24 protein-coding genes and 1 pseudogene are annotated in these 23,308 nt (G+C 62.3%); 9 read left to right on the top strand and 16 right to left on the bottom strand.

The features are described from left to right. Positions 1 to 3 precede the first annotated feature (3 nt). The 4 genes from AC1D1Z_RS09165 to AC1D1Z_RS09150 form a co-directional block, all read right to left on the bottom strand. A complete protein-coding gene (locus AC1D1Z_RS09165) occupies positions 4 to 1,296 on the bottom strand; it encodes an efflux RND transporter periplasmic adaptor subunit (RefSeq protein WP_113544197.1) in 1,293 nt (430 codons plus the stop codon). A gap of 261 nt (positions 1,297 to 1,557) precedes the next feature. Continuing rightward, the gene (locus AC1D1Z_RS09160; protein ID WP_026230527.1) at positions 1,558 to 1,932 is read right to left on the bottom strand and encodes a GFA family protein; all 375 of its coding nucleotides are present in this window, start codon (positions 1,930 to 1,932) and stop codon (positions 1,558 to 1,560) included. 8 nt (positions 1,933 to 1,940) lie between these two features. Continuing rightward, positions 1,941 to 2,150 carry a hypothetical protein gene (locus AC1D1Z_RS09155; protein WP_018241980.1) on the bottom strand — a complete coding sequence of 70 codons (210 nt, stop codon included), beginning with the start codon at positions 2,148 to 2,150 and terminating at the stop codon, positions 1,941 to 1,943. Between the two features lie 393 nt (positions 2,151 to 2,543). Next, the gene (locus AC1D1Z_RS09150; RefSeq protein ID WP_028731941.1) at positions 2,544 to 3,098 is read right to left on the bottom strand and encodes a cytochrome c; all 555 of its coding nucleotides are present in this window, start codon (positions 3,096 to 3,098) and stop codon (positions 2,544 to 2,546) included. Positions 3,099 to 3,309: 211 nt separating this feature from the next. On the opposite strand from AC1D1Z_RS09150, the gene AC1D1Z_RS09145 reads away from it, so the two are divergent. The 8 genes from AC1D1Z_RS09145 to AC1D1Z_RS09110 all read left to right on the top strand — a co-directional run bounded on the left by AC1D1Z_RS09145 (position 3,310) and on the right by AC1D1Z_RS09110 (position 8,860). Continuing rightward, on the top strand, positions 3,310 to 3,813 hold the full coding sequence (locus AC1D1Z_RS09145) for a cytochrome b (RefSeq protein ID WP_115157547.1): 504 nt from the start codon (positions 3,310 to 3,312) through the stop codon (positions 3,811 to 3,813). A 153-nt stretch (positions 3,814 to 3,966) separates the two neighbouring features. After that, entirely contained in the window at positions 3,967 to 4,380 is a 414-nt protein-coding gene (locus tag AC1D1Z_RS09140; RefSeq protein ID WP_171820884.1) for a hypothetical protein, read from the top strand. A 93-nt stretch (positions 4,381 to 4,473) separates the two neighbouring features. Beyond that, positions 4,474 to 4,701 carry a hypothetical protein gene (locus AC1D1Z_RS09135; RefSeq protein WP_113544199.1) on the top strand — a complete coding sequence of 76 codons (228 nt, stop codon included), beginning with the start codon at positions 4,474 to 4,476 and terminating at the stop codon, positions 4,699 to 4,701. After that, the gene (locus tag AC1D1Z_RS09130; RefSeq protein WP_477850244.1) at positions 4,698 to 6,164 is read left to right on the top strand and encodes a TolC family protein; all 1,467 of its coding nucleotides are present in this window, start codon (positions 4,698 to 4,700) and stop codon (positions 6,162 to 6,164) included. The genes AC1D1Z_RS09135 and AC1D1Z_RS09130 overlap by 4 nt, the downstream gene beginning before the upstream one ends. A 13-nt stretch (positions 6,165 to 6,177) precedes the next feature. Next, positions 6,178 to 7,524 carry a multicopper oxidase family protein gene (locus AC1D1Z_RS09125; protein WP_477850242.1) on the top strand — a complete coding sequence of 449 codons (1,347 nt, stop codon included), beginning with the start codon at positions 6,178 to 6,180 and terminating at the stop codon, positions 7,522 to 7,524. Between the two features lie 32 nt (positions 7,525 to 7,556). Beyond that, a complete protein-coding gene (locus AC1D1Z_RS09120; protein ID WP_028731947.1) occupies positions 7,557 to 8,036 on the top strand; it encodes a cupredoxin domain-containing protein in 480 nt (159 codons plus the stop codon). Between the two features lie 22 nt (positions 8,037 to 8,058). Beyond that, positions 8,059 to 8,346 carry a copper-binding protein gene (locus AC1D1Z_RS09115; protein WP_113544200.1) on the top strand — a complete coding sequence of 96 codons (288 nt, stop codon included), beginning with the start codon at positions 8,059 to 8,061 and terminating at the stop codon, positions 8,344 to 8,346. Positions 8,347 to 8,401: 55 nt separating this feature from the next. Further along, complete coding sequence (locus AC1D1Z_RS09110; RefSeq protein ID WP_113544201.1) at positions 8,402 to 8,860, top strand: DUF411 domain-containing protein; 459 nt, start codon at positions 8,402 to 8,404, stop codon at positions 8,858 to 8,860. 34 nt (positions 8,861 to 8,894) lie between these two features. On the opposite strand, the gene AC1D1Z_RS09105 is transcribed toward AC1D1Z_RS09110, so the two are convergent. The 7 genes and pseudogenes from AC1D1Z_RS09105 to AC1D1Z_RS09075 all read right to left on the bottom strand — a co-directional run bounded on the left by AC1D1Z_RS09105 (position 8,895) and on the right by AC1D1Z_RS09075 (position 16,792). Further along, positions 8,895 to 9,263 carry a hypothetical protein gene (locus AC1D1Z_RS09105; protein ID WP_113544202.1) on the bottom strand — a complete coding sequence of 123 codons (369 nt, stop codon included), beginning with the start codon at positions 9,261 to 9,263 and terminating at the stop codon, positions 8,895 to 8,897. Positions 9,264 to 9,355: 92 nt separating this feature from the next. Beyond that, positions 9,356 to 9,726 (bottom strand): annotated as a pseudogene (locus AC1D1Z_RS09100) (EF-hand domain-containing protein); the annotation flags it as partial. Between the two features lie 15 nt (positions 9,727 to 9,741). Next, positions 9,742 to 10,821 (bottom strand): ABC transporter ATP-binding protein, encoded by a 1,080-nt coding sequence (locus AC1D1Z_RS09095; RefSeq protein WP_131606745.1) that lies wholly within the window; start codon positions 10,819 to 10,821, stop codon positions 9,742 to 9,744. 28 nt (positions 10,822 to 10,849) lie between these two features. Next, a complete protein-coding gene (locus tag AC1D1Z_RS09090; RefSeq protein ID WP_003539547.1) occupies positions 10,850 to 11,899 on the bottom strand; it encodes a carbohydrate ABC transporter permease in 1,050 nt (349 codons plus the stop codon). Next, positions 11,896 to 12,933, bottom strand: coding sequence for a carbohydrate ABC transporter permease (locus AC1D1Z_RS09085; RefSeq protein ID WP_131606748.1), 1,038 nt, complete (start codon positions 12,931 to 12,933; stop codon positions 11,896 to 11,898). The genes AC1D1Z_RS09090 and AC1D1Z_RS09085 overlap by 4 nt, the downstream gene beginning before the upstream one ends. Before the next feature lie 11 nt (positions 12,934 to 12,944). Next, positions 12,945 to 14,204: an ABC transporter substrate-binding protein gene (locus AC1D1Z_RS09080; protein WP_477850236.1), complete on the bottom strand. Its 1,260-nt coding sequence runs from the start codon at positions 14,202 to 14,204 to the stop codon at positions 12,945 to 12,947. A gap of 65 nt (positions 14,205 to 14,269) precedes the next feature. Then, positions 14,270 to 16,792, bottom strand: coding sequence for a hypothetical protein (locus tag AC1D1Z_RS09075; protein WP_477850234.1), 2,523 nt, complete (start codon positions 16,790 to 16,792; stop codon positions 14,270 to 14,272). Positions 16,793 to 17,038: 246 nt separating this feature from the next. Here AC1D1Z_RS09075 and AC1D1Z_RS09070 point away from each other — a divergent pair, with 246 nt between their 5' ends. After that, a complete protein-coding gene (locus AC1D1Z_RS09070; protein ID WP_477850232.1) occupies positions 17,039 to 18,094 on the top strand; it encodes a LacI family DNA-binding transcriptional regulator in 1,056 nt (351 codons plus the stop codon). A gap of 21 nt (positions 18,095 to 18,115) precedes the next feature. Here the strand turns inward: AC1D1Z_RS09070 and AC1D1Z_RS09065 are convergent, their stop codons facing one another. The 5 genes from AC1D1Z_RS09065 to AC1D1Z_RS09045 are packed head-to-tail and all read right to left on the bottom strand — an operon-like array spanning position 18,116 to position 23,232. Next, positions 18,116 to 18,859 (bottom strand): ABC transporter ATP-binding protein, encoded by a 744-nt coding sequence (locus tag AC1D1Z_RS09065; RefSeq protein WP_131606756.1) that lies wholly within the window; start codon positions 18,857 to 18,859, stop codon positions 18,116 to 18,118. Then, a complete protein-coding gene (locus AC1D1Z_RS09060; RefSeq protein WP_018445413.1) occupies positions 18,856 to 19,701 on the bottom strand; it encodes an ABC transporter ATP-binding protein in 846 nt (281 codons plus the stop codon). The genes AC1D1Z_RS09065 and AC1D1Z_RS09060 overlap by 4 nt, the downstream gene beginning before the upstream one ends. Continuing rightward, entirely contained in the window at positions 19,688 to 20,590 is a 903-nt protein-coding gene (locus AC1D1Z_RS09055) for an ABC transporter permease (RefSeq protein WP_047621774.1), read from the bottom strand. The genes AC1D1Z_RS09060 and AC1D1Z_RS09055 overlap by 14 nt, the downstream gene beginning before the upstream one ends. Beyond that, a complete protein-coding gene (locus tag AC1D1Z_RS09050; protein ID WP_018241958.1) occupies positions 20,587 to 21,615 on the bottom strand; it encodes an ABC transporter permease in 1,029 nt (342 codons plus the stop codon). The genes AC1D1Z_RS09055 and AC1D1Z_RS09050 overlap by 4 nt, the downstream gene beginning before the upstream one ends. Before the next feature lie 21 nt (positions 21,616 to 21,636). Next, a complete protein-coding gene (locus tag AC1D1Z_RS09045; protein WP_018445414.1) occupies positions 21,637 to 23,232 on the bottom strand; it encodes an ABC transporter substrate-binding protein in 1,596 nt (531 codons plus the stop codon). Between the last annotated feature and the right edge of the window lie 76 nt (positions 23,233 to 23,308).

Raw genomic sequence — 23,308 nt, 5'->3', positions numbered from 1 at the left:
CGCCTAGTTCGCACGCGTCGTGGCGTCGGTCACCAGTGCGTCGTTTTCCTTGATGTCGCCGGAGACGACCTGGGTGAACTGGCCGTCGGATGAGCCGACCTGGATGACAACAGGCGCCGGGCGACCATTGCGCAGCACCCAGACACGACGCTCAGCACCCTTCAGCGCCGGGCCGGCATTGTTGTTGCGCTGGCGTGGCGGGCCGAAGATTCCGAAAATGCCGCGGCCGCGCCTTTCCGCCTGCGCCGGGGCGTAGCGCAGCGCAGCGTTCGGCACCATCAGCGTATCCTTGACGGCCTCGACGGTGACGTCGGCCGTCGCCGTCATGCCGGGGCGCAGCAGCAGATCGGCATTGTCCACGGATAGAACCGCCTTATAGGTCACGACATTGTTGACCACTTCGGAGGCGAAGCGGATCTGCTCGATCTCGGCGGGAAAGCTCCGGTCGGGATAGGCGTCGACTGTGAATTTCGCCTTCTGGCCGACAGCGATCTGGCCGACATCGGCCTCGTCGACATCAACCTGCAGCTCCATCTTCTTCAGGTCGCCGGCGATGGTGAAAAGGATCGGCGCCGAAAGCGAGGCTGCGACCGTGGCGCCCGGATTGACGGAGCGGGTGAGGATGACGCCGTCGATCGGCGATATGATCTTCGCCTTGGCGAGATTGACTTCGGCAAGCTGCAGGTCGGCCTCCGAGGCGAGGACCTCGGCCTCATTGATCTGTTTGGCGGCGACGGCGGAATCATATTTGTAGCTGGCGTCGTCGAGGCTCTGCTGGGTGGAGACGTTGCTCCTGACCAGGCTTTTCAACCGCTCGAGCGAGGTGCCTGCCGATTGCATATCGGCATTGGCCTTGACGACGTTCGCCTTGGCCGAATTGAGCTTGGCGCGCGAACTCTTAACATCCGCCTCGAGCTTGTTGGTATCGAGGAGAGCGAGCACTTCGCCTGATTTGACCGTGCTGTTGTAATCGACATTAACGTCGCGAACCGTGCCGGAAAGCTCGCTTGATATATCCACCTGCTCGGTCGGCTGCACGGAGCCGGTGGCGGTGACGAGCACCGTCAGGTCGCCGCGTTTTGCTGGCTGGGTGTCATAGCTCAATTCGCTTTGCCCACGACCCATGTAGAAATAAGCGGCGACTGCGGCAGCAGCGATGAGGATCAGCAGGATGATCAGGCGTCCGCGCCAGCGGCTGCGCTTGCCCTGCCGTCCCGATGCAGCAAGGACTGCGGCGAGATCGGACGCTGCGCCTGTCTTTGCTCCGGTTTCGCTGCCGCTTACGATTTTGTTCATGTCGTCCTCAATCAGTCAGTGGCCGCTTGCGGCCTCTGCGGCGAAATAATCACAACGCAGATGAACCGGCGATTAGCACTGCCGCCGAACTGGCACGGAATTGCAGATGGGTGAAATGAAATATTGGTAAGGAAAGTCAAGTTTCGGTGCGACTGAGCATGTCGCGCAAAACTGTGCAGCGGTTTTGCGATCACGACATGCGGAAAATCAAAGATCTAAAGCGCGGCAAGCGATCTCGATCGCGACGCGCTTTAGCGCCGGTCAGTTCGCATCCTCGGCAAATTGGGCCGCGCCGTGCAAGGGATGCAGCCACGGTTCACGCCGCTTGATCCAGACCTCATAGCTAGGCGCAAGGTCGGTCGGTGGAGTGTCTAGGGACCCCAAGCGGAGTTCCGCCTCATCTTCCCGGAGGCAGAAAAGCCTGCCGCCGCAGACGGGGCAAAAGCTGCGGCCGGCGAAGGTGGTGATCTCGCCGCTGTGGGAGAAAGCCTGACGCGGCCAGACCGCGAAGAAGACGAAGGCGGAGCCGCTCGATTTGCGGCAATCGGCGCAGTGGCAGAGGCCGGTGCGAAGCGGCTCGCCTTCCACCCTGTAGGCGACTGCCCCGCAGAGGCAGCTTCCGGTTCGGATCCCCATAGCGCCCGTCAGGCGTCGAGATTGGTCGGCAGGCCCGGTGGGCGCCGCTTTGCCGCCATCAACAGGTCGAGTTCGGTGGCGGACGGGCCGAACTTCTCGTAGAGGCGCTTTGCCTCCTTGTCGTCGAGCCGATATTTCCTGGCAAATTCGCCGATGCTATAGGGGCGGCCACGCAACACTCTCCGCGCCGGGGTCGCCGTATTCGGTGCGTCGGTCATGGTTTTCTCCTTTTCGTCAGGTATCCTTTAAGCTAGAGCGACCCGTCGATTTGGAAAGAGCCCGCAAGCCGCATTGAGGCTTCAGGCAAGAATGGATGCGGTTGTTTTCCTGGAACCTTTTCGCCGAGATGCGCATTTTTTGATCGAGGTTGCGGGCCGCGCCAAGCGGACGCGGCGGTGCTGGAGAACATCGGGATTTTTCCGCTTTCTCCCGGTGGCCAACGCAATGGCAGGCGAGCTCCCTACCCGCCCGGTTCGTTTCCTCATCCTGCTCTTTTCGACCGGCGCGACGACAATGGGGCGACCGCCGTTGGAGGCCAATCTTTCCTCAATGAATATTCGGGTGTGTTGACGCGTCAATCAGGCAGACATTCCAACCGCGAGTGGCCGCCGTTATTCCATCCTGAACCGGGTGTGGCAGGTCGCGCAGGTCTGCAGCATGAGGTGGAACGCGTGTTCCGCCGGCATCGCCGAGAGCTCGTGCTCGTTGCGGACGTGAGTGCCGAAAGGACCACCACCCATAGCCTCTCCGGGCTTCATGCGCATGCTGGCAGTCATCGGCCCGGGGTTCTTTTGCGCGGCGGCATCCAGCGCGACGGCGTAGTCGCGCAGGTCGTTGGCGATGCGGTCGAACCGGTCGCGCTCATTAAGAATGTTCGGTCCGGCCTTCGACTGCCGACTATCGGTCGCGGACGCGAAATGTGCAGAGAGAACGCCTCCAGACTTGTCGCGGATGGTGTCGGCCGCCCGTTGGAACTCGCTGGCCTTGTAGGTCGTCGAATCCTTGAACATGCCGGAGATCGTCTTTGCCGCTGCGGCCATGGCTTTCATGTCCGCCTGCCGAATGGCGACGATGTCCTCCTCGGCGGAAACCATGGCCGCCGTCATCAGGACCGCCGCCATGAAGGCAAACAGTCCGAGTTTGCTGATGTCAGCTGTTAATCTCATCGACGAAGCCGTCTGGATTTGGTGACCATGATGCTGCACGGATATCCGATGCCGTGACCGGATATCCGTCTTTATCTGGGCAGCAAGAGGGCGGATGCGCCGGTCAGGCGGCGGGCGCATTCCCAGCTTCCAATCGGCGATTTTGCAACCGAGCGATGAGAAAGCATTAACTGCCGCCGGTTAGTCTGCGCCTCTCGCTCGGAGAGGATCGATGAAGAGTGGCTACTCGCTCGCCCAGATAGGACTCCACTGGCTCGTCGCCTTCATGGTGCCGGTTCAGTATCTGACCGGCGGCAGCATCGAGAGAACCCACCACGCCGTCCACATGGGTCTCACACCGTCCTATTGGGACGTCGTCCAGCACCAGCTTCACAACTATGCGGGAATGGTGATCGGCCTGCTGATGGGCGTGCGGCTGGTTCTTCGTCTCCTTCAACCGCCCGAAACCAACGGGCCGAATTCATGGGCCGAGCGAGCCGCGAAGGCGCTTCACTACGGCTTCTACGTCGCAATCATCGGACAGGCCTGCATGGGGTTCGTCGCGAGCTATCTCTCGTTCGCCATCGCGCCGTATCACGTGATCGGGTCGAAGATTATCTTGGCGATGGTCGCGCTGCACCTCGCCGCAGCGGCCTGGCACACGCTGGTCGCCCGTGACGAGACGGTCGACCGCATGGTGTTCTCGCGCCGGAAGCGGTCAGCCGAGAAATTCTAGGGTGGCCAGCGTCAGCACAACATAGCGGCCGGTCTTGGCGGCGAACACCAGGATCGTGAAAGGGATGATGTTCGTGCCACATAAAGGACTCGAACATTGACGACAGGTGAGTTGCAATTGAAATCGAGCTGCTTTGCATGTAGTTCGAGGAGCATGGGCAAGATGTACCGAATCGCAATGAGCAGGCTGCTCGTGATGATGCGGCTGGTGATGATCGTATCACTGGCGGGGTACTCGCTGTCGAACGCCAGCGCCGCCATGCATGGCTCCTCGTTCCCCGAAATGGCAGCGGCCGTGTCAGAAACCGATGCCATGCAGCATCACGATGGCCATGACATGACGAAGATGGCTGCCCATGGCCACTCCCAAGGCGAGGCCAGCGGTGACGCCGATGGCGTATCGAAGCCCGTCAAGCAAGAATGCTGCAAGGATTTCTGTGGCGGGCTCGGCATTATTTGTGAAGGCCAGGATGTCGGCGGACCGGTCGTAACCTCGATCCGGCAGTTCATCGACGACCGGACGACCCTTGGCGAACTGCCGACCCTCAACCGTCCCCCGAATATCTGAATAGAGACGCACCCGCTTGATCGGGTCTAGTCGGACGCTTGCCTGTTTCTGGGCGAGCGCGCCGTAGGCTATCTCCTATTCGGATATTTCAAAATGAAACCCTCGCTTTTCGTGGTGGGGCTGCCGCTTGTTGCCGGCGGCTGCGCATCCACGCTTCCTCCCGACGTGGTGGCGTTTCCCACCGCGGTCGTTCAACCGTCCGCGCTTCCGGCGGCATACAGGTCGCCGATCACAGGTTACATCGCCCGCCAGCCGGTCGATCCCAAACCCTGGCGCAGACAGAACGATCTGCAGTCTCCCATGAATGGAGATGGCTCATGATCGGCACCACAAGATTGATCGCGGCGCTGGCATTCACGCTCGCCTTGAGCGGCTGCGTTACAGGTACCGACTATTCCCGCAACGAGGCGGGCTTCACCTCCGTTGCCAACAAAACCGCCACGGTCACGGCGAAAGAGACCGTCTGGATCCAAAACCAGAACCAGGCCCGATCGGCGGCCGCGCAGGTCAAAGGCCTGCTTGCTCGAACGAAGCCTCTCGACGTCGAGACGGCCGTCCAGATCGCGCTGCTCAACAACAAGGGCCTCCAGGCCGTCTATGCCGATCTGGGCGACAGCGCCGCCGACGCCTGGCAGTCGACGATGTTCATCAATCCGACCGTCTCCATCGGCGCGACAGGCATGGGGACGCCGGAGCTGGGGGCGTTCAAAACGATCGAAGGAATGATCACGACGAACATCCTGGCGCTCGCCACGAGGAACCGGGACGTGGCGATCGCCGACACCCGCTTCCGGCAGGCGCAGTTGACCGCTGCAGTGAAGACACTCCAGGTCGCTGCTGACACCCGGCGCGCCTGGATCGGCGCGGTCGCGTCATGGGAAAACGTCGGGCAGCTCCAGCACGCCCAGGCGACTGCCGACGCAGCCTCGGAACTCGCCGAGAAGCTGGGCGAGACAGGCGCGATGGCCAAGGGCGCCCAGGCCCGTGAACATGTCTTCGTCGCCGAGCTCGCCGGAGAAACGGCAAAGGCCCGGCTGGCGGCCCGTCTCGCCAAGGAGGATCTAACGCGGCTGATGGGCCTCTGGGGCTCCGATCTGGACTACCAGCTCCCGAACAGCCTGCCGCGGCTCCCCAAATCCGTCGTCAGACGCGATACCATCGAGGCCGAAGCCCTCAGGAACCGTATCGACCTGCAGATCGCTAAGCTCGACCTTGAGGCCACGGCCAAGTCCTACGGCCTCACCGAGGCGACACGCTATGTGACCGACCTCGAAATCCTGACCGGTTTCGAAACGGAACGCGAAATCGAGGACGACGAGACGAAAACGAGGACCACTGCGCAGGTCGAGCTTGAGTTCGCCATCCCGATCTTCGACACCGGCAAGGCCCGGATGCGCAAGTCCGAGCTGGCCTACATGCGGGCGGCGAACCTGCTGGCCGAAAAAGCCGTCAACGTCCGCTCGGAAGCACGCTCCGCCTACGAGGCTTACCGCTCGAACTACGATATCGCGCGGCACTACCGCAACAACGTCGTGCCGCTCCGCACCAAGGTCGAGGAGGAATCCCTGCTGACCTACAACGGCATGATCTCGAACACCTTCGAGCTGCTGACGGACACCCGCGACAAGATCAACTCCACCCTGCTTTCCGTCAACGCGAAGCGAGATTTCTGGCTGGCCGAAGCCGATCTGGCGCCTGCGATCTACGGCGGCGGCGCCACGAAGGCGGCGGCAGAGACCGAGGTCGCCGCTCCTTCCGAAAGCAGCGCTGGCGGCGGTCATTGAGAAAGGACACACCATGTTCAACAGACGACAACTTTTTGGCGCCAGCGCTGCTCTGCTCACCACAGCCGCCTGGACGAAGACATCGGCAATGGGTCTGCCCGAGGCCCCGACGATGGAATCGGCTGACATGCAGCCGCCGCTCCTCCCTACCTCCGGTCCTGAATACCAGCCGGTCGTCACCCTGAACGGCTGGACCCTGCCGCATCGGATGAACAATGGCGTCAAGGAATTCCACCTCGTCGCCGAACCGGTCGAACGCGAGATGGCAGACGGCATGACCGCCTATCTGTGGGGCTACAACGGACAGTYACCGGGACCGACGATCGAGGCTGTCGAGGGAGATCGCGTTCGCATCTTCGTCACCAACAAGCTGCCCGAGCACACGACGATCCACTGGCACGGCATGATCCTGCCGTCGGGCATGGACGGCGTCGGCGGCCTGACGCAGCCGCATATTCCAGTCGGCAAGACCTACGTCTACGAGTTCGACCTCGTGAAATCCGGCACCTTCATGTACCACCCGCATTCCGATGAGATGGTGCAGATGGCCATGGGCATGATGGGTTTCTTCGTGATCCATCCGAAAGATCCCAAGTTCATGCGCGTCGACCGGGACTTCGTCTTCCTGCTCAACGCCTACGACATCGACCCCGGCTCCTACGTGCCGCGGATCATGGAGATGACCGACTTCAACATGTGGTGCTGGAACAGCCGCGTGTTCCCGGACATCAGCCCTCTCGTCGTGTCCAGGAATGACCGGGTGCGCGTTCGGGTCGGCAACCTGACGATGACCAACCATCCGGTCCACATGCACGGCTACGATTTCGAAGTGACCTGCACCGACGGCGGCTGGGTGCGGCCGGAGGCGCGGTGGCCGGAGGTAAGCATCGACATCCCCGTCGGCGCGATGCGTGCCTACGAGTTCGACGCCAAGTATCTCGGCGACTGGGCGATCCACTGCCACAAATCGCACCACACGATGAACGCCATGGGTCACGACATTCCAACCTTCATCGGGGCTGACAAGTCGAAGGTCGCCAAGAAGATCAGGAAGCTGCAGCCGGAATACATGCCCATGGGCACCAAGGGYATGGCAGATATGGGCGAAATGGAAATGCCCATCCCCGAGAACACCGTCCCGATGATGACCGGCTGGGGACCGCATGGTCCGATCGAAATGGGCGGCATGTTCTCGGTCGTCAAGGTCCGCGAGGGGATCTCGGCAGACGATTACTCAGATCCCGGCTGGTACGAAAACCCGCCCGGAACGCAGGCCTGGGAGTGGACCGGAGAACTTCCGGACGCGACCAAGGCCAAAGACGCAGAAACGCAAATCACGCCGAAGCCGACAAACGGCTGAGGTCCAATCTCAACATCGAAAAGGAATGACGGATGAAGAATTATCTCATGGCACTGGCCCTCGCAGCAATCGCGTCGCCAGCACTTGCCTCAGGCAATCATGCCGGTGGCCACGGCGAGAAGATGGCCATCGGAGAACCCGGCGACAAGGCCAAGGCGACGCAGACGATCCGCGTCACGATGAAGGAAACCGACGACGGGAAAATGTTGTTCACCCCCGCCGTCTTCAACGTCCGCAAAGGGCAGACGGTCAAGATCGCGATCAAGAACGCCGGAACCGTCGACCACGAATTCGTGCTCGATCAGGAAGACAAGATCCTGGAGCACAAGAAGGTCATGGAGAAGTTCCCGGAAATGGAACATGCCGACGCCAACTCCATCCGTCTTCCGGCCGGCCAATCCGGCGAGATCGTCTGGAAGTTCACCACCGACGGCGAGTTCAAATTCGCCTGCCTGATCCCCGGCCACTACGAGGCCGGTATGCACGGCGACGTCACCGTCGCTGGCAAGTAACCCGCAAAAAGGAGCCACAAGCATGAAAACCGCAATGATCAAAATCGGCGTAGCCGCCCTGCTTTCCGCCAGTGCGGCCTTCGGTGCGTTCGCTGAGGAATTCACCAAGGGCGTCGTCAACAAGGTCGACGTCAAGGCAAAGAAGGTCACCATCAAGCATGAGGACCTGAAGAACCTCGACATGCCGGCGATGACGATGGTCTTCCGGGTCGAAGACCCGGCTCTGCTCGAAAGACTGAAGGAAGGTTCGAACATCGAGTTCGTTGCCGAACGCGTGAATGGCAAGTTGACCGTCACCGAAGTAAAATAGCCACCTCCCGCCGCCCGGACGGGTCTGGGCGGCGGGACATCGAGGAGTGGAGACGATGCACAGGAGAAGCTTCATCGCGTTGGCGGCATCGGCCTTGGCTTTCCTTGGCGCAGGAGCCCGCGCCGCCCCGGCGAAGATGACCGTCTACAAGGATCCGAACTGCGGCTGCTGTCATGAATGGTCGAAGGCGATGGCCGCGGCAGGATTTTCCGTCGACGCCCGCGACACCGACGACCTTGGCGCGGTCAAGGCACGGCTGGGCGTACCTGCCGACTTGGAGGGGTGCCACACCGCCGTCGTCGAGGAATACTACCTTGAGGGACATGTTCCGCTCGAGGCCGTGCAGCGCCTGCTCCGAGAGCGGCCGCCGGTCCGAGGACTGGCCGTGCCGGGGATGCCGTCCGGCTCATTGGGAATGGGTGTCGATCCGGCCGCGGTCTATGACGTCTATGCGATCCCCTCGGGAACCGCCGCCCCATACGTGTTTATGGAGGTTCGTCCCCGGAAGGTCTGACGCCTCGATCAATCAAGCCACGCTAAGCTGCCGCTCAGGAAACCGGAGCGGTGCAGAGCGCCGCCCAGAGATCGTGCTTCCAGTCGGTTCCCGGCCGCGTCGACAGGTCGATCACATAGTCGGCGGAATTGATCCGCACCATGGCGGGCGCAACGCAGCGCACGCTCGCCTGGTGTCTTCCCCGGTCCCGATAGAGCACCGTCCCGCCACCGTCGAATTCCGACAACGTGATGACGACATCGAAATCAAAGGCGCGATCGCGGGCGGGACCGCCCTCTGCCAGACTGAGGCTGACCGACCGGCTGCCGCCGAACGAAGCGGTGTGGAATATGGCGAGCTCGGACGCCGCCGCCGTCGATGCGGATTGCGCGCAAAGGATCAGACACAGAAGGACTTGGCGCATTTACCCCTCCCATGGTCAATGCATTGCGATCCTATCATATCCTCGGCGACTCCGCGACTATTCGCAGAGCCGAGGCTGGATCCCAGGCCCCGCTACGGCCGCATGAACGCCTGCAACTCGTCGGTCGTGACCTTGCCGTCCTTGTTCGCGTCCACGCTGTCGAATATGCGCTTGTGGATCGCCGTCACCTCCTCGAAGGACAGCGCGCCGTCTCCGTCGGCGTCGGCGACCGCGAACATGATCTTCATCATGTGTCCGCGCATCGCCATCATCGGCATACCGTCCATCATGCCGGACGGCATCATCATGCTCCGCCCGATCATTCCGTCGGGCATCATGCCGGATCCGCCGGGCATGGATCCCTGCCCATCGTCCCGTCGTCAGCGTCGGACGGCTGGCTTGCCTGCGCCGATGTCGCAGGATGATGGGGGTCGGCGTCCTTTGTCTGCGCGAGCGCGAGACCAGCTCTCGCAGCCCATCAGCACAGGCGCCGCCCGTCCTCGCCGAAGAGGTGCAGCACATGGGGATCGAGATGCAGCGGCAGGCTGTCACCCGACTTCATCCGCTGCTGGCCGGCAAAGACCGCAATCAGCTTCTTCCCGCCTGCGTCGGCGTGGACGACGGTCTCCGAGCCCAGTTCCTCGACAAGGGTGACGCGGGTGTCCAGTCTGCTCGTTGAGGCCGCATCGGCCAGGGTGATGTGTTGCGGGCGGATGCCGATGCTGACCCTTTCGCCCGTCGGGCGTGCCTCCTTGGCAATCACCGAGAGACGATGGCCACCAACGGTTTCGACCTCAGCGAAACCGCCCTGGTGACCGACAATCGCACCTTCGAGGAAATTCATGTGCGGCGCTCCGATGAAGCCGGCGACGAAACGATTGGCCGGGTTGTTATAGAGTTCCAGCGGCGTTCCCACCTGCTCGACCCTGCCGCTTCTCAACACGACGATGCGGTCGGCCAGCGTCATCGCCTCGACCTGATCGTGGGTGACATAGATCATCGTCGCCTTCAGGCGGGTGTGAAGGGCCGCCAGTTCGGCCCGCATGCTGACCCTGAGTTCGGCGTCGAGATTGGACAGCGGCTCGTCGAGCAGGAAGGCATCCGGCCGCCGCACGATGGCGCGGCCGATGGCGACGCGCTGGCGCTGACCGCCGGAGAGCTGGCCCGGACGGCGCTGCAGGAAGGGCTCGATCTCCAACATGCGGGCGGCGTCCGTGATACGCGCTTCGATCTCGGCTTTCGCCACCTTGGTGTTCTCCAGACCGAAGGCGAGGTTTTCCCTGACACTCATATGCGGATAGAGCGCATAGGACTGGAAGACCATGGCCAGGCCGCGATCGGCGGCGCTGATAGCGGTGACATCCTTGCCGTCGATGGCGATGCTGCCGCCGGTGGGCTTATCGAGGCCGGCGATGAGGCGCAGCAGCGTCGATTTCCCGCAGCCGGAAGGGCCGACGAAAGCGACGAACTCGCCGTCATTGACATGCAGCGAGACATCGCGAATGACCTCGACGGCGCCGAAATTCTTGACGATGTTCCTGAGCTCGAGCCCGCTCATGCACTCTCCTGTTCAAATTATAGCTGGCCTATTTGAGCCCCGAGCCGGCGATGCCCGTCGTAATGAAGCGCTGCAGGAAGACGAAGATCAGCACGACCGGGATCATCGAGACGACGGTCATGGCGAGGATGTAGTGCCATTGCACATTGAGTTCGCCGGCATAGACGTTGAGGCCGACCTGCAGCGTATAGAGTTCCTTGCGCGAGAGCACGATCAACGGCCAGAGGAAGTCGTTCCAGCGCCAGACGACCGAGAAGATCGCCAGCACCGCCAGTGCCGGCGCCGACAGCGGCAGGATGATGCGCCAGTAGATCTGCCATTCGCTGGCCTTGTCCATGCGCGCGGCGTCGAGCAATTCGTCGGGGATCGTCAGCATGTATTGCCTGAGCAGGAAGACGCCCGTCGGGGTGGCGACCGTCGGCAGAATGACGCCCCAGAGGCTGTCGAAGAGGTTCAGCGTGCCGATGACGGAATAGAGCGGCACGACGATGACCGAAAGCGGCACCATCAGAGTCGCCAAGATCATCAGCATGACGGCGGTGCGACCGGGGAACTGGTATTTCGACAGCGCGAAAGCGGCCATGGAATTGACGAGCAGCGTGATGGCCGTCGCCACGACGGTGACGAAGACGGAGTTGCGCAGGAAGAGGAAGAAATCGAAGCGCTGGAAAGGTTCGGTGTAGTTGCCGCCGGCGAATTCGACCTGGCGCACCGGTGTGCGGTCCTTGATATTCGCCTTGACGATTTCGCCCGGCTGTTTCGGATCGACCATCTGACCGATGATGCCGATGCGGCGCACTTCGGCGAGCACGCGCGTGCTGCCATCCGGCATTGCGACATTATAGAGCGGCAACGGCTTGTCGTAGCCCGGCACCACTGCCTGCTCGGTGACATAGGGCAGGAAGGAAGGCGGGAACTCGGCAAGGGCGGCCGGCGTCTTGAACGAGGAGAAGACCAGCCAGACGGCCGGGCCGAACATCAGGAAGACGCCTGAGATCAGCCAGATCCAGGTGACGACATCCGTCCAGTGCCAGCCTCGTCCGCGACGGCGGAGCAGGAAGGCAGAGACAGCGCTCATTGGCGTGCTCCCTTCTTCTCGTTGCGGCTACTGACGCCGAGCTGGACCAGCGTCAGGATGACGAGCACGATGCCCATCAGGATCGAGGCAGCGGAAGCCAGCCCCGGATTGCGCAGCGAACTCGCAAAGCCGGTCTCATAGATATACTGGGTGATGTACATGGTGCTGGTGCCCGGCCCGCCGCCGGTCAAAACGAAGACCTCGTCGAAGATCTGCACGGCGCGGATCAGCGCCAAGACCAGCACGACGATGAGGTTCGGCATCAGAAGCGGCAGGGTGATGCGCCGGAAGATGCGGGTTGGACGGGCGCTGTCCATCGCCGCCGCCTCGTAGAGATCCCGCGGGATCGCCTGCAGGCCGGCGAGCAGGATCAGCGCATAGAAGCCCATATGCGCCCAGACCGAGACGAAGACGGCGAAGAAGAAGGCCCAGAAACGATCGCTGAGCCAGGAAAACGGCTCGAAGCCGAAGGGGCTCAGCGCATAATTCAACAGGCCCTCGCGCTGCAGGATCCATTTCCAGATCAGGCCGACGACGACGGGCGACAGCAGCACCGGGAAGAAGAAGACGGCGCGCCAGAAGCCGCGATTGGAAAGCTCGCGGTTGAGGATCAGCGCCGTTGCGAGCGCTGCGACCAGCATCACTGTCACCTGGAAGACGACGAAGACGGCGGTGTTGCGCACGGCCGCCCAGAAGGTGTCGGCAGCGCAGGTCGAAGGGTCGAGATAGCTGCCGCAATCGAAGAGGATGCGGTACTGGTCGGCGCCGACATAGGTCCTGTTCTGCAGGAAGATGGCGCTGCCGCTCGTCGTCGAATAGATGAAGTTGATGACAAGCGGCAGCAGCACGAAGACGGTGAAGATCACCATGTTGGGCGCCAGGAAGACGCCCGCCATGCCGTTCAGCCCGGTCAGCTTCTGCCAGGCGCGCATGGGAATGTCGACGAGCCCCATGACAAGCCGGACAGGCGCCGAGAGCGCCTGCCGCAGACCGGTTTTGACAGGTGGTTCAGAAGAAACCGTCTTCGCCGTCATCTGTTCTTCCGTCAGTTGCCGGCGACCTTGGCCTTGATGTCCTCGTCGATGCGGGCATAGGCGTCGTCGAGCTTCATCTCGCCGGCGATCACCTGGCTGATGCGGGCGACAATGGCGCTGTAATAGGCGTCCGACCACTTCCAGCCCGGCAGCTTCATGGCGGGTGCCGCCGTCTGACCGGCCGCTTCGACGAAGGCCTTCAGCGCCGCCTGCACATGCGAATTATCGGTCTTGAAGTCCATCTGGCGGGCGGCAACACCCTTATGCGCCGGAATGAACAGGCTTCGTTCGGCAAATTCCTTCTGCACGTCGGCACCTGCCAGGTAGTCCATCACCTTGGCGACGTCCTTCGGGTTCTTGGTGTATTTGACGGCAACCAGACCGGCGCCACCCTGCATGCCGGAGCATGCGACCGAACCGCAGGGGCTGCCCGCCATCACCCAGTCGAAATTGTCGCCAATCTTCTGGGCGAAGCCCGAAACCTGCCAGCTGCCCGAATAAAGATAAGCAAGGCCGCCATTGATGAAGTCCTCGGCGGCGGAGCGGTAGGTGGTGCCGGCAGCACTCACCCAGACATCCTTGTTGATGGTGCCGTCCTCGTTCCACTTGACGAAGCGGCTGAGGAAGTCCTTGGCGCCCTGATCGATCGGCGCCGGCTTGCCGTCGGCGGCGATGTAATTGGCGCCGTAGGAGATGTTCGGGCCGGAGACCCGGTGGCCGGAGCGGTCGATCGCCATGGCGAAGACCTTCTGGCTGTCGGCGACCTTCTTGGCGGCCGCCGCCCAGTCGTCCCAGGTGGCTTTCGGGCCGGGGATCTCGACGCCGGCCTGCTCGAACAGCGTCTTGTTGACGAAGCCGCCGGTCAGCGTCAGCTGCGTCATGAAGCCGGTGATGGCATTCGAGCCGTCCGGACGCATCCAGTCGGCCTGGGCGCCGAAATTTTCGTCCCAGTATTTCGCATCGGCAAGGAGTGGGCGAAGATCAAGCCAGTGCTGCGCCGGCGCCTTCAGATTGGTGACGCGGGCGATATCCGGCCCCTGCCCGGCTTCGAGCTGCACCGGCAGCTGTTCCTTGACGACGTCGTAGGAGACCTCGTCGAGGATGACGTTGACGTCGGGATTGGCCTTGGAGAAGCGCGAGAGCAGGTCCTTGATTACCTCGCCTTCGCCGCCGTCGGAATACCACATGATGCGCACGTCACCGGCATGGGCGGCAACGGAACTCAAGAGAATTGCAGCAAAAGCCGCGCCGATCGATTTCATTCTGGTCATTTTCTCCTCCACTTGACCGATCAATTCCTGCGCCCGGCCGGTCCTCCACCTGCCGGACACGTCGTCTACGAGGCCGCGCGCCGAGGCTGCCTGTCCGGTATCTTCAGATGTACCGCGTCTCCCCGCACCGACCAGTCCGTCGGTCGAAGAATACGGCCTTCGGCGCGCACGGTGCCGTCCTCTTCGAAAACGACCCGGCCATAATCCGGATCGATAACGATCAAGGCGCCCACGTCGTCGCGCCGCGCCGAGAGCGTGGCGAAACGCGCCTGCATGCCATCAAGGCTACCCTCGCGCCCGACATCGGAGAGACGGACAATCCAGCGGCCCTTGCGGCCAGCCAGCCGCAGCTCGATATCCGTCGTCGGCCCTTGCTTTACCGGCTCCAGTGCGCCGTTGCCGATCAGCATCGCAATCCCGTTGCCGGAGCGGGCGAGCGCCAGATTGCCGTCGACCACCGTGTCGTCGAAGGCCTCGAGCGGGAACCAGGCATGGGTGAAATCCGGCTGGCCCTCATGGATCTCGAAATCGAGGATTGCCAGATCGCGATACTGATGCACACGCGGCAGCGTGCCGCAGCCGCCCCAGAAGCTCGGCCGGCCATAACCGAACTGGATGGTTTCGCCGGGATGGTTGATCCAGATCTGCGCTTCCGGCCGGTCGCCCAAGCGCAGATGCAGCACCGTCTCCTGGTAGCCCCAGGCGCCGGGACGATAATGGGCGATGGTGCCAAGCGCGGTGTCGCGGGTCTTATAGTGGTATAGCGCGGCGAAACGGTTCTCGCCCTGGGAAAAGGTCCATTCCTGCGCGTCGTCGGACTGGCTCGCCGCAATCGCCGCAAGCGCTTCTGGAAAACGCAGGCCATGATCGCGAATGCAGACGGCAAGCTGCGGCAAAGCGTGGACACGCCGGCCGTACCAGCCGCGGCCCCAGAGCAGCCGAGCAATAGCGGAGAGTTCGACCGAGCGGCCGGGGCGCAGCGTATGTTCGTAAGAACGGCCCTGGCTGCCGGTCAGCATGCCGTGATGGGCCGAGCGGGCGACGATCTCCATCAGGCGGACGATGCTGGCACTCGCCCGGTTGCGGATCGTCTCATCCGGGGCGCAAGCGGCCAGCGCCGTCAGGCCCTTGAAATCGATCGGGAAATAGGGAACGGAATTCCACTCGGCCATTTCCCAGCGCTCGAAATGGTCAAGCCAGGCGCGGACACGCTGTTCGCCGACCTGCATCTGCTCGGCGCCGGTGCGGCCGGAACGGACGAAGACGGCATCGGGGAAAAGCCTGCCGCCGAGATAGGCGGCGGTATGGAAGAGAAGCGCGTGGTTTTCCGAAAAATACCACTGAACGTCGTTGCCCGGTTCGTCCATCCAATAGCGGTAATTGAGGACGGCGTGCTCGATCCTGTCGCGCAGCTCCGGTGACAGCAGATCGCTCCAGCGCGTATAGGCAAAGAGCAGCGGCACCAGCACGAAATCGGCGCAGTCGTGGCAATCCTCGATAACAGGCAGCATGGCCGAGATCATCGCCTCGGTTTCCTCGCCGCCCTGCCCCTGCGCAAGACGCGCGAAAGCACAGACTGTATCGGGTTCGGAATGGGCGGCGACCTCGGCCAGCGCCTCGGCGACGCGGTCCTCCAGAGCGGCGGGCGCTTCCCCCTGGCGTTGGGGATGACAGATCTCGACGCCGAGCGTCCGGCCGAGCGAGAGCTCGCCTGTTTTGAAGGTGATGCGGAAATGGCGGAAATCGGCGGGCATATCCGCCGAGGTGCCGAGTTCCAGCTTGGTTGCTCCCGCTTCCAGCTCGAAATCATAGTCGAAGCGCTCGATCGACATGAAGTCGCCTTCGATCTCGACATGGCAGCTCAGCGCCACCGGCAGCGGCACGGGGAAGAGGACCGTCACGTCCTCGCCGAGATAGGCCGTGCGGTCGAAGCGCATGCCCTCGAGGATGACCTCCAGCGCATCCGCGTCGCCGGCGGCGATGGGAACGGGCACGGCGGCTTCAACTTCCGGTCCTTCGACATAATCCAGCTGGAAATAGAAACGCGCGTCGCGCTCGGCGAGATCGTCGAAATAGACGCGGATCTCGTTGAGGCCGGCCGCCAGTTCGATCTCGAAGAGCTGCTGGGCTTCAAGATTGCGCTGATAAGGCGCCATGAAGCCCTGCTCGCGGCCATTGACGAAGAGGATCGCACCGCCGCAGGTCGACAGGCGAAGCGTCGCGGGTCCCACTGAGCGGGCATCGAGGAAGGTGCGCGCCCAGCAGCCGATGCGCGTCGGGCGAAACCAGAAGCCGGAGAGATCGACACGCGGGGAGGCAAAGGGAAGCCACCAGCGGACAGCGTCGAACTCGGCAGCCGGCTGCGGCCGCCGGCCGGAGAAGGATTTCTTGAATTGGGTGCGGCAGGGATATTCATGCGGGATGAAATTCTTCGTCTTGGTGACGAAGAAAAACGGATCCATGTTGCCGTCCATCGGACGGTCGGCGACGTCATAGCGCTCCTGCCACAGGTTGGCGAGCTGCCAGTAGACGATCGGGCTATCCTTCGCCGTTGCGCGGCGGAGATGGGATTGCTGCTCAGTGGTCATATTTCAGCCCGCCCCAGAACAGTTGGAGCATGATGTCGCCCGAAAACCGCTCACACTTTTCGGCATCATGCTCAAGCCTTGGGACGCCGGGTAAAACGCCGACGCATGGACTGGCCGCCTAGCCACATTTCAAAGCCTCCCTGCTCTGCCGCTTGTCGCGGACTCCTCAGGCAACAATTGTGCATAGGCATTCCATTTGCGCAATCTGAAAGATTTTTGCATAGTAGTCGGGAGCGAGGAGAGGACATGGCGGTGGAAGAGAAAAAAGGCAGGCGCACGCGCCTCGACGACATTGCCGCCAGATGCGGTGTCTCGGTCAGCACGGTGTCGCGTGCGCTGGCTGGCGAAAAGGGCGTCAGGCCGGAGATTCGCAAGCTGGTGCTGGAAACGGCGAGTGCGGTCAGCTACGCCCTGCCGGCGAGCGTTGCCGGCAAGAAGGTCATGCTCGTCGCCTCCGGCGCGGCGATGATCGACTATGTCCGCAACCAGTTCACGCTCTATGTGCTCGAAGGATTGAATGCGCGCGCAGCCGCTCTCGGCATCGAACTGGCGATGCGCCCTATCGCCGACAAGGGGGATGAAGCCCGCGTCGTCGCCGAGATGCGTGACGATCCGAGTTTTGGCGGCATGCTGATCCTGACCGTCGACGAGGAGGAGATGCTGGCGGCGGCCGCCGATCTCGGAAAGCCCGTCGTGCTCGTCAACAGCGACGATCCCTATATGCGGCTTTCGAGTGTTACGCCCTGTAACCGATCGGCCGCCTTCATCGCCGCCGAGCGGCTGATCAAGGCGGGACATCAACGTATCCTGTTCATGCTGAGGCCGGGGCGGCGGACGATCGAGCGGCGCCTGGAGGGCTGGCGCGACGCCCTGCAGCATCATGGGCTGACGGCCGATGCCGATCTGGTGCTCGAGGTCGACGACTGGCTGCCGGAACTCGGCGCCGAGGCGGTCACCCGTCTTGTCCGCGAGAAAGGCCTCACCTTCACCGCCATCCTGACGGCGGGCGACAGTCTGGCCAATGGCGCGGTGCGCGGATTGCAGGCGATGGGTTATACCGTCCCGCAGGACATCTCGGTGATGGGCATAGACGACCTGCCGCAGTCGGCCTTTCTCAATCCGCCGCTGTCGACGGTGCATATTCCGATGCGCGAACTCGGCGCCACCGCGCTCGATCTGCTGCGCGACATGATGCTCGGCCTTGCGGCCCCACGACGGCGGGTCGAGCTTGCCTGCCATCTCGTCGAAAGGGGTAGCGTCGCAGCGGTCAACCGCGTCCATGTCGCAACAGTGGATCGCTGAACCCCACCACGTTCGAGGATATCAAGCCTCGATAAAGCTCGCTTCGAACAGTTCTCGCGCATAGGCATCATGCGTGGTGCCGGCCTGCAGATCCGCTTTGGTGAGTTCGTCGACGAAGCAACCATTCTTCATGATCAGCACCCGGTCGCACATATGGCCGATGACCGCGAGGTCGTGACTGACAAGCAGATAGGTCAGGCCCTTTTCCTCTCGCTGATCGGCAAGCAGGTTGAGGATCTCCGCCTGGACCGAGACATCGAGCGCCGATGTCGGCTCGTCGAGCAACAGGATGGGCGGCGACAGGATCAGGGCCCGGGCGATTGCCACCCGCTGCCGCTGGCCGCCGGAAAGCTCATGCGGAAAACGGTTTGCGAAGCTCGCCGGCAAACCCACCTGGATCAACGCCCTCTCGACCTTCGACCAGATATCGGAATGGCGCATGGCGCGCAGCGGCTCGGCCAAGGCGGTGCCGATACGATGGCGCGGATGCAGGGAGCCGTATGGGTCCTGAAACACCATCTGAGCGAATTTCAGCTCCTCGCGGGAGCGTTTCTTGCCGATCGGTTTGCCGCCAAGCTCGATGTGACCGGTCCAGCCGGACTCCATGCCGGCGAGGCACCGCAGCACCGTCGATTTGCCGCATCCGGATTCACCGACAATACCAAGGGTCTCCCCCTGGTCGACCTGGAAACTGATGCCCCTGACGACATGGTTGCTTGATTTGCCGGAGGCAAAGACGACATCGAGGTCACGCACATTGATCATTGCGCCGTCTCCAGATCGAGTTTCGTCCTGTCGAGAACCGCAAGGCGGCGAACCGGGTTCCTGGGGTCGGGTAGTGCCGCTATCAGCCCCCGGGTATAGGGATGGCGGGCGTCTTCGAGACGGGTCAGGGTCTCGACGATCCGGCCGGCATACATGACGATGATGCGCTCGCAAAAAGCTGCCACCATGCGAATGTCGTGGCTGATCAACAGCAGTCCGGAATTGTTCTCGCGCACCAGCTCATCGAGCAACAGCAGCACGTCTTTGCGGACGCTGACGTCAAGCGCAGAGGTCGGCTCGTCGGCGATGACAAGCTTCGGGCGCGCCAGCAGCATCATGGCGATCATCACGCGCTGGCCCATGCCGCCCGATATCTGATGCGGATAAAGCGCCATGACCCGCTCCGGATCGCTGATGCGCACGCGCTCCAGCATGGCGCGGGCAGCCTCATGCGCCTGTTTCTTGTGAAGACCGAGGTGAAGGCGGGCGGCTTCGGCGATCTGCTTGCCGATCGAAAGCACCGGGTTCAGCGAATAGCGCGGATCCTGCATGATCAGCGCGATGTCCTTGCCGCGCAGCGCGCCCATCTGACGTTCGGACTTCGACAGCAACGAACTACCGGCGAGATCCAGGCGTTCGGCCGAGACCACCGCGGCCGGCGGCAGAAGACGCATGATGGCGCGACCGGTCGTCGATTTTCCGGAACCGGATTCTCCGACGATCCCGACGCGTTCGCGCCCGACGTCGAAACTGACGTTGGAGACGGCAGGCACGGCGCCTCGGCCGAAACGGACGCTCAATCCTTCGACGGAAAGAACGGGCTGCAGATCACGATCTTGCATGGCGAGGATCCAGAATGTCGCGCAGAGCATCTCCGGCGATGTTGAAGGCAAGGCTGGTGAGGAGGATGGCGATACCCGGCATCACGGCAACCCACCAATAATCCAGCATGAACTTGCGGCCGCTGGAGATCATCGCGCCCCATTCCGGCGCCGGCGGCTGGGCGCCAAGGCCGAGGAAGCCAAGCGAAGCTGCCGTCAGAATGATGCCCGCCATGTTGAGCGTCAGGCGAACGATGACCGACGGGACGCACATCGGCGCGATATAGAGGAGAAGAATGCGGATCGGCGAGGCGCCATAAAGCCGGGCGGCGACCACATAGTCGGCGTTTCTGACGACAAGCGCCTCGGCGCGCGCGAGCCGGGCAATCGGCGGCCATGCGGTCAGCGAGATCGCGATGATTGCCGTGGTCAAGCCGGCGCCGAGTGCCGCAGCAAAAGCCAGAGCCAGGATCAGCGACGGGAAAGACAGTACGATATCGGTGGCGCGCATCAGCAGCGCATCGATGCGTCCGCCGAAGAAGCCGGCGACAACGCCGATCAACAGGCCGATCGGACCGACGATCAAGGAGATCGAAAGCACGGTCTGGATGGTGATGCGCGTGCCAAAGATGAGGCGGCTCAAGATATCCCGGCCGAATTCGTCCGTGCCCGCCAGATGCGCGAGGCTCGGCGGCTGCAAGGCATCGCCAAGCGCCTGTATCGCCGGATCGTAGGGCGCCAGGAGCGGCGCGAAGATCGCGATCAAGCAAAGCAGACCGAGGATGACGAAGCCTCCAAGACCAAGCGGCTCGGCCGCCAATTTGCGGCCGGCGCGCGCAAACGACGCCGCGATACGGGTCAACACGCTTGGAGGGCGGATCTGAATCTCGCTGCGGATGACATCGCTCATCGGGCCGCCTCCCGCATACGCGGATCAAAGACGGCGTAAGCAACGTCGGCCAGGAAGTTCAACAACATGAAAATGAATCCCACAATGATGGTGCCGGCGACGATGGCGTTCATGTCGCCGATCATCAGCGCGTTCGTCATGTACTGGCCGATGCCAGGCCAGGAGAAAACGATCTCGGTCACGACAGCGCCTTCGAGCAGACCGCCATAGGAAATGGCAAGGATGGTGATCAGCTGCACCGCAATGTTCGGCAGGACGTGGTGCCAGATCGTGCCGAGCGGGCTCACACCCTTGGCTCGGGCCGCAATGACATAATCCTGGCTCAACTGCTCCAGGGTGAAGCTGCGGGTCATGCGCGTGATGTAGGCCATCGCCGCATAGGCGAGGATGACGGCCGGCAGAATGATATGGCCGAGCGCATTCCAGAAGATTTCGGTCTCGCCCTGCAGCAGGCTGTCGACCAACAACAGGCCGGTGCGTGGTGTGACGAGGCCTTCGTAAAACACATCGATCCTGCCCGGCCCGCCGACCCAGTTGAGGCCGGCATAGAAAATGACGAGCCCGACGATGCCGAACCAGAAAACCGGGATCGAATGACCGACGAGCGCGACGACCCGGGCCGTCTTGTCGATGAAGCTGTCGCGAAACAGCGCCGCGACCAGCCCGAGCGGGACACCGACGAAGGTCGAAATGATCACCGCCAGCGTCGCAAGTTCGAACGTCGCCGGAAAGGCCTGGGCGAGGTCCGAAGAGACGGGATTGCCGGTGAGGACGGCCGTGCCGAAATCACCATGCGCCAGCCCGTTCAGATAGAGGAAAAACTGCTGGTAGATCGGCAGATCGAGCCCCAGGCGCGCCCGCATCGCAGCATAGGCGGCGGGATCGGCGAGCTCGCCGACAATCGCGCCGACCGGATCGGTGGGCAAGACGCGGCCGATCACGAAGGTCACACATAAGAGGATGAACAGGCTGACCAGCAAATGCGCCAGGCGTCGGCCAAATTCGGCTACGGAGAGTTCCTTCATGATCGGCTGTCCTGGGAAGTATTACTGGGTTTCGACCTTCGTCACGTTCTCGAGACGCGTTAACTGAGACGGATGCCCCACATATCCCTCGACCTTGCTGGACAGGACGATCGGCTCAAAGCGCTCGAAGAGCGGAAGCACCGCCGGCTTCTGTTCGACAAACATCTTCTGCATCTGAACGTAGAGTTCGCCGCGCTTCTTGGCGTCCGGTTCCATCGATGCTTTCGCCGTCAGCGCCGTAAGTTCCGGGATGTCCCAGGCCGAGCGCCAGACGAAATTGCCGGCATTGTTGGCTTCCTTCGAGTTGTCGGGATTGGAGGAAAACTGCTCCATCGAGCCGAGCACGTTCGGCATATAGGCGCTGGTCTGCGGGATCAGCAGATCAAAATCCCTGGCGCGATGGGCGGCGATGATTTCCGAGCCGTTGCCCTGCTGGATGTCGATCTTGATGCCGACCTGGGCAAGCGATGCCTGGATGGCGGTGGCAAGATCGATGCGCGGCGTTTGCGCGATGGTCTTCAGCGAAAGCGAGAATCCGTCCTTGAAGCCTGCCTCGCTCAGCAGCTGCTTGGACTTTTCGACGTCGAGATGCCAATCGGGATTGGGGATGGCATATTCGAAATTCTCCGGAACGGGAACGTTTCTGGCCCGGCCGTAAGGACCCATGATGGTCTTTTCGATGCCCTTATAGTCGATGCCGTAGGCAATGGCTTCGCGAACCTTCGGGTTGGCGAGGTATTTGTTGCCGGCATTCATCGACAGCACATAGAAACCGCCCGTCGGAATGCGCTGGATGGCAAAGCCCTTCTTGCTCTGGAAGGTCGCGAGATCCGAGGCGGTCAGGGCGCTGGCAATATCGATATCGCCGCGTTCGAGCATCAGCCGCTCGACCTGGCTTTCAGGCACATGCCGGACGATGACGCGACGCATCTTCGGCGCCCCGGCCATATAGTCCTTGTTGGCATCGAGGATCACCAGTTCGTTCGGAGACCAGCGATTGAGGGTGAACGGACCGGAGCCGGCCGAATGGGTTCGCATCCAGGCGTTTCCGTAGTCATTATCAACGGCGTGGCTCTCGACTTCGACGCTGTCAACCACGCTGGTGGTGGTCGTCGTCAGCCGGTAGAGCAGAAGCTCCGCCGTCACCTGGTCGGAGAGATCGATGCGCACCGTCTGGTCGTCGACGGCCTTGACGAGCTTTTCGACATTGTCCTTGTCGTAACCGACGCGCTTGAGGTTGGCGGCGGCGGCCTGATCCATCTTCAGGAGCCGCGCCAGCGAGTAGACGACATCCTTGGAGGTGACCGGGTTACCGGAGGCGAAATTGGCCTTGCGCAGCGTAAATGTGATGCCCTTGTCGTCAACCTTCCAGCTTTCCGCCAGCTGCGGAAGAATCTTACCATCAGCGGTGCTGGCGACGAGCCGATCGTAAAGATTCGACATGATCTCGACCGCTTTGCCTTCGGTCGCCTGCTGCGGATCCAGCGACAAAACCTGCGCCAGTGAGGTGCCGACCACCAGCTGGTCCTGTGGCGTGGCAGCCTGCGAGAGCGGTGCAGCGATCGTCAGGGCGCCGATGACGGCGCCGACGAACAAGCCTTTAGAAAAATGCTTCATTGTAAGTCCTCCCTAGACTACTATAAAAGACATATTATGTCGCCCGTATGTCGTATTATGATTTATCGAAGTCTGA

It is taken from the genome of Rhizobium sp. P1_E1 (assembly GCF_056406015.1).
Note: the sequence above shows the minus strand (reverse complement) of the source record. Positions and strands in the feature narration are given on the sequence as shown.

Coding starts and splice junctions, on each gene's coding strand:
- AC1D1Z_RS09095 (WP_131606745.1), bottom strand. CDS start 10,821: ATGAGCGGGCTCGAGCTCAGGAACATCGTCAAGAATTTCGGCGCCGTC.
- AC1D1Z_RS09045 (WP_018445414.1), bottom strand. CDS start 23,232: ATGAAGCATTTTTCTAAAGGCTTGTTCGTCGGCGCCGTCATCGGCGCC.
- AC1D1Z_RS09065 (WP_131606756.1), bottom strand. CDS start 18,859: ATGATCAATGTGCGTGACCTCGATGTCGTCTTTGCCTCCGGCAAATCA.
- AC1D1Z_RS09055 (WP_047621774.1), bottom strand. CDS start 20,590: ATGAGCGATGTCATCCGCAGCGAGATTCAGATCCGCCCTCCAAGCGTG.
- AC1D1Z_RS09075 (WP_477850234.1), bottom strand. CDS start 16,792: ATGACCACTGAGCAGCAATCCCATCTCCGCCGCGCAACGGCGAAGGAT.
- AC1D1Z_RS09060 (WP_018445413.1), bottom strand. CDS start 19,701: ATGCAAGATCGTGATCTGCAGCCCGTTCTTTCCGTCGAAGGATTGAGC.
- AC1D1Z_RS09150 (WP_028731941.1), bottom strand. CDS start 3,098: ATGAGATTAACAGCTGACATCAGCAAACTCGGACTGTTTGCCTTCATG.
- AC1D1Z_RS09140 (WP_171820884.1), top strand. CDS start 3,967: ATGGGCAAGATGTACCGAATCGCAATGAGCAGGCTGCTCGTGATGATG.
- AC1D1Z_RS09105 (WP_113544202.1), bottom strand. CDS start 9,263: ATGCGCCAAGTCCTTCTGTGTCTGATCCTTTGCGCGCAATCCGCATCG.
- AC1D1Z_RS09135 (WP_113544199.1), top strand. CDS start 4,474: ATGAAACCCTCGCTTTTCGTGGTGGGGCTGCCGCTTGTTGCCGGCGGC.
- AC1D1Z_RS09050 (WP_018241958.1), bottom strand. CDS start 21,615: ATGAAGGAACTCTCCGTAGCCGAATTTGGCCGACGCCTGGCGCATTTG.
- AC1D1Z_RS09145 (WP_115157547.1), top strand. CDS start 3,310: ATGAAGAGTGGCTACTCGCTCGCCCAGATAGGACTCCACTGGCTCGTC.
- AC1D1Z_RS09130 (WP_477850244.1), top strand. CDS start 4,698: ATGATCGGCACCACAAGATTGATCGCGGCGCTGGCATTCACGCTCGCC.
- AC1D1Z_RS09115 (WP_113544200.1), top strand. CDS start 8,059: ATGAAAACCGCAATGATCAAAATCGGCGTAGCCGCCCTGCTTTCCGCC.
- AC1D1Z_RS09120 (WP_028731947.1), top strand. CDS start 7,557: ATGAAGAATTATCTCATGGCACTGGCCCTCGCAGCAATCGCGTCGCCA.
- AC1D1Z_RS09160 (WP_026230527.1), bottom strand. CDS start 1,932: ATGGGGATCCGAACCGGAAGCTGCCTCTGCGGGGCAGTCGCCTACAGG.
- AC1D1Z_RS09110 (WP_113544201.1), top strand. CDS start 8,402: ATGCACAGGAGAAGCTTCATCGCGTTGGCGGCATCGGCCTTGGCTTTC.
- AC1D1Z_RS09165 (WP_113544197.1), bottom strand. CDS start 1,296: ATGAACAAAATCGTAAGCGGCAGCGAAACCGGAGCAAAGACAGGCGCA.
- AC1D1Z_RS09155 (WP_018241980.1), bottom strand. CDS start 2,150: ATGACCGACGCACCGAATACGGCGACCCCGGCGCGGAGAGTGTTGCGT.
- AC1D1Z_RS09090 (WP_003539547.1), bottom strand. CDS start 11,899: ATGAGCGCTGTCTCTGCCTTCCTGCTCCGCCGTCGCGGACGAGGCTGG.
- AC1D1Z_RS09070 (WP_477850232.1), top strand. CDS start 17,039: ATGGCGGTGGAAGAGAAAAAAGGCAGGCGCACGCGCCTCGACGACATT.
- AC1D1Z_RS09080 (WP_477850236.1), bottom strand. CDS start 14,204: ATGACCAGAATGAAATCGATCGGCGCGGCTTTTGCTGCAATTCTCTTG.
- AC1D1Z_RS09085 (WP_131606748.1), bottom strand. CDS start 12,933: ATGACGGCGAAGACGGTTTCTTCTGAACCACCTGTCAAAACCGGTCTG.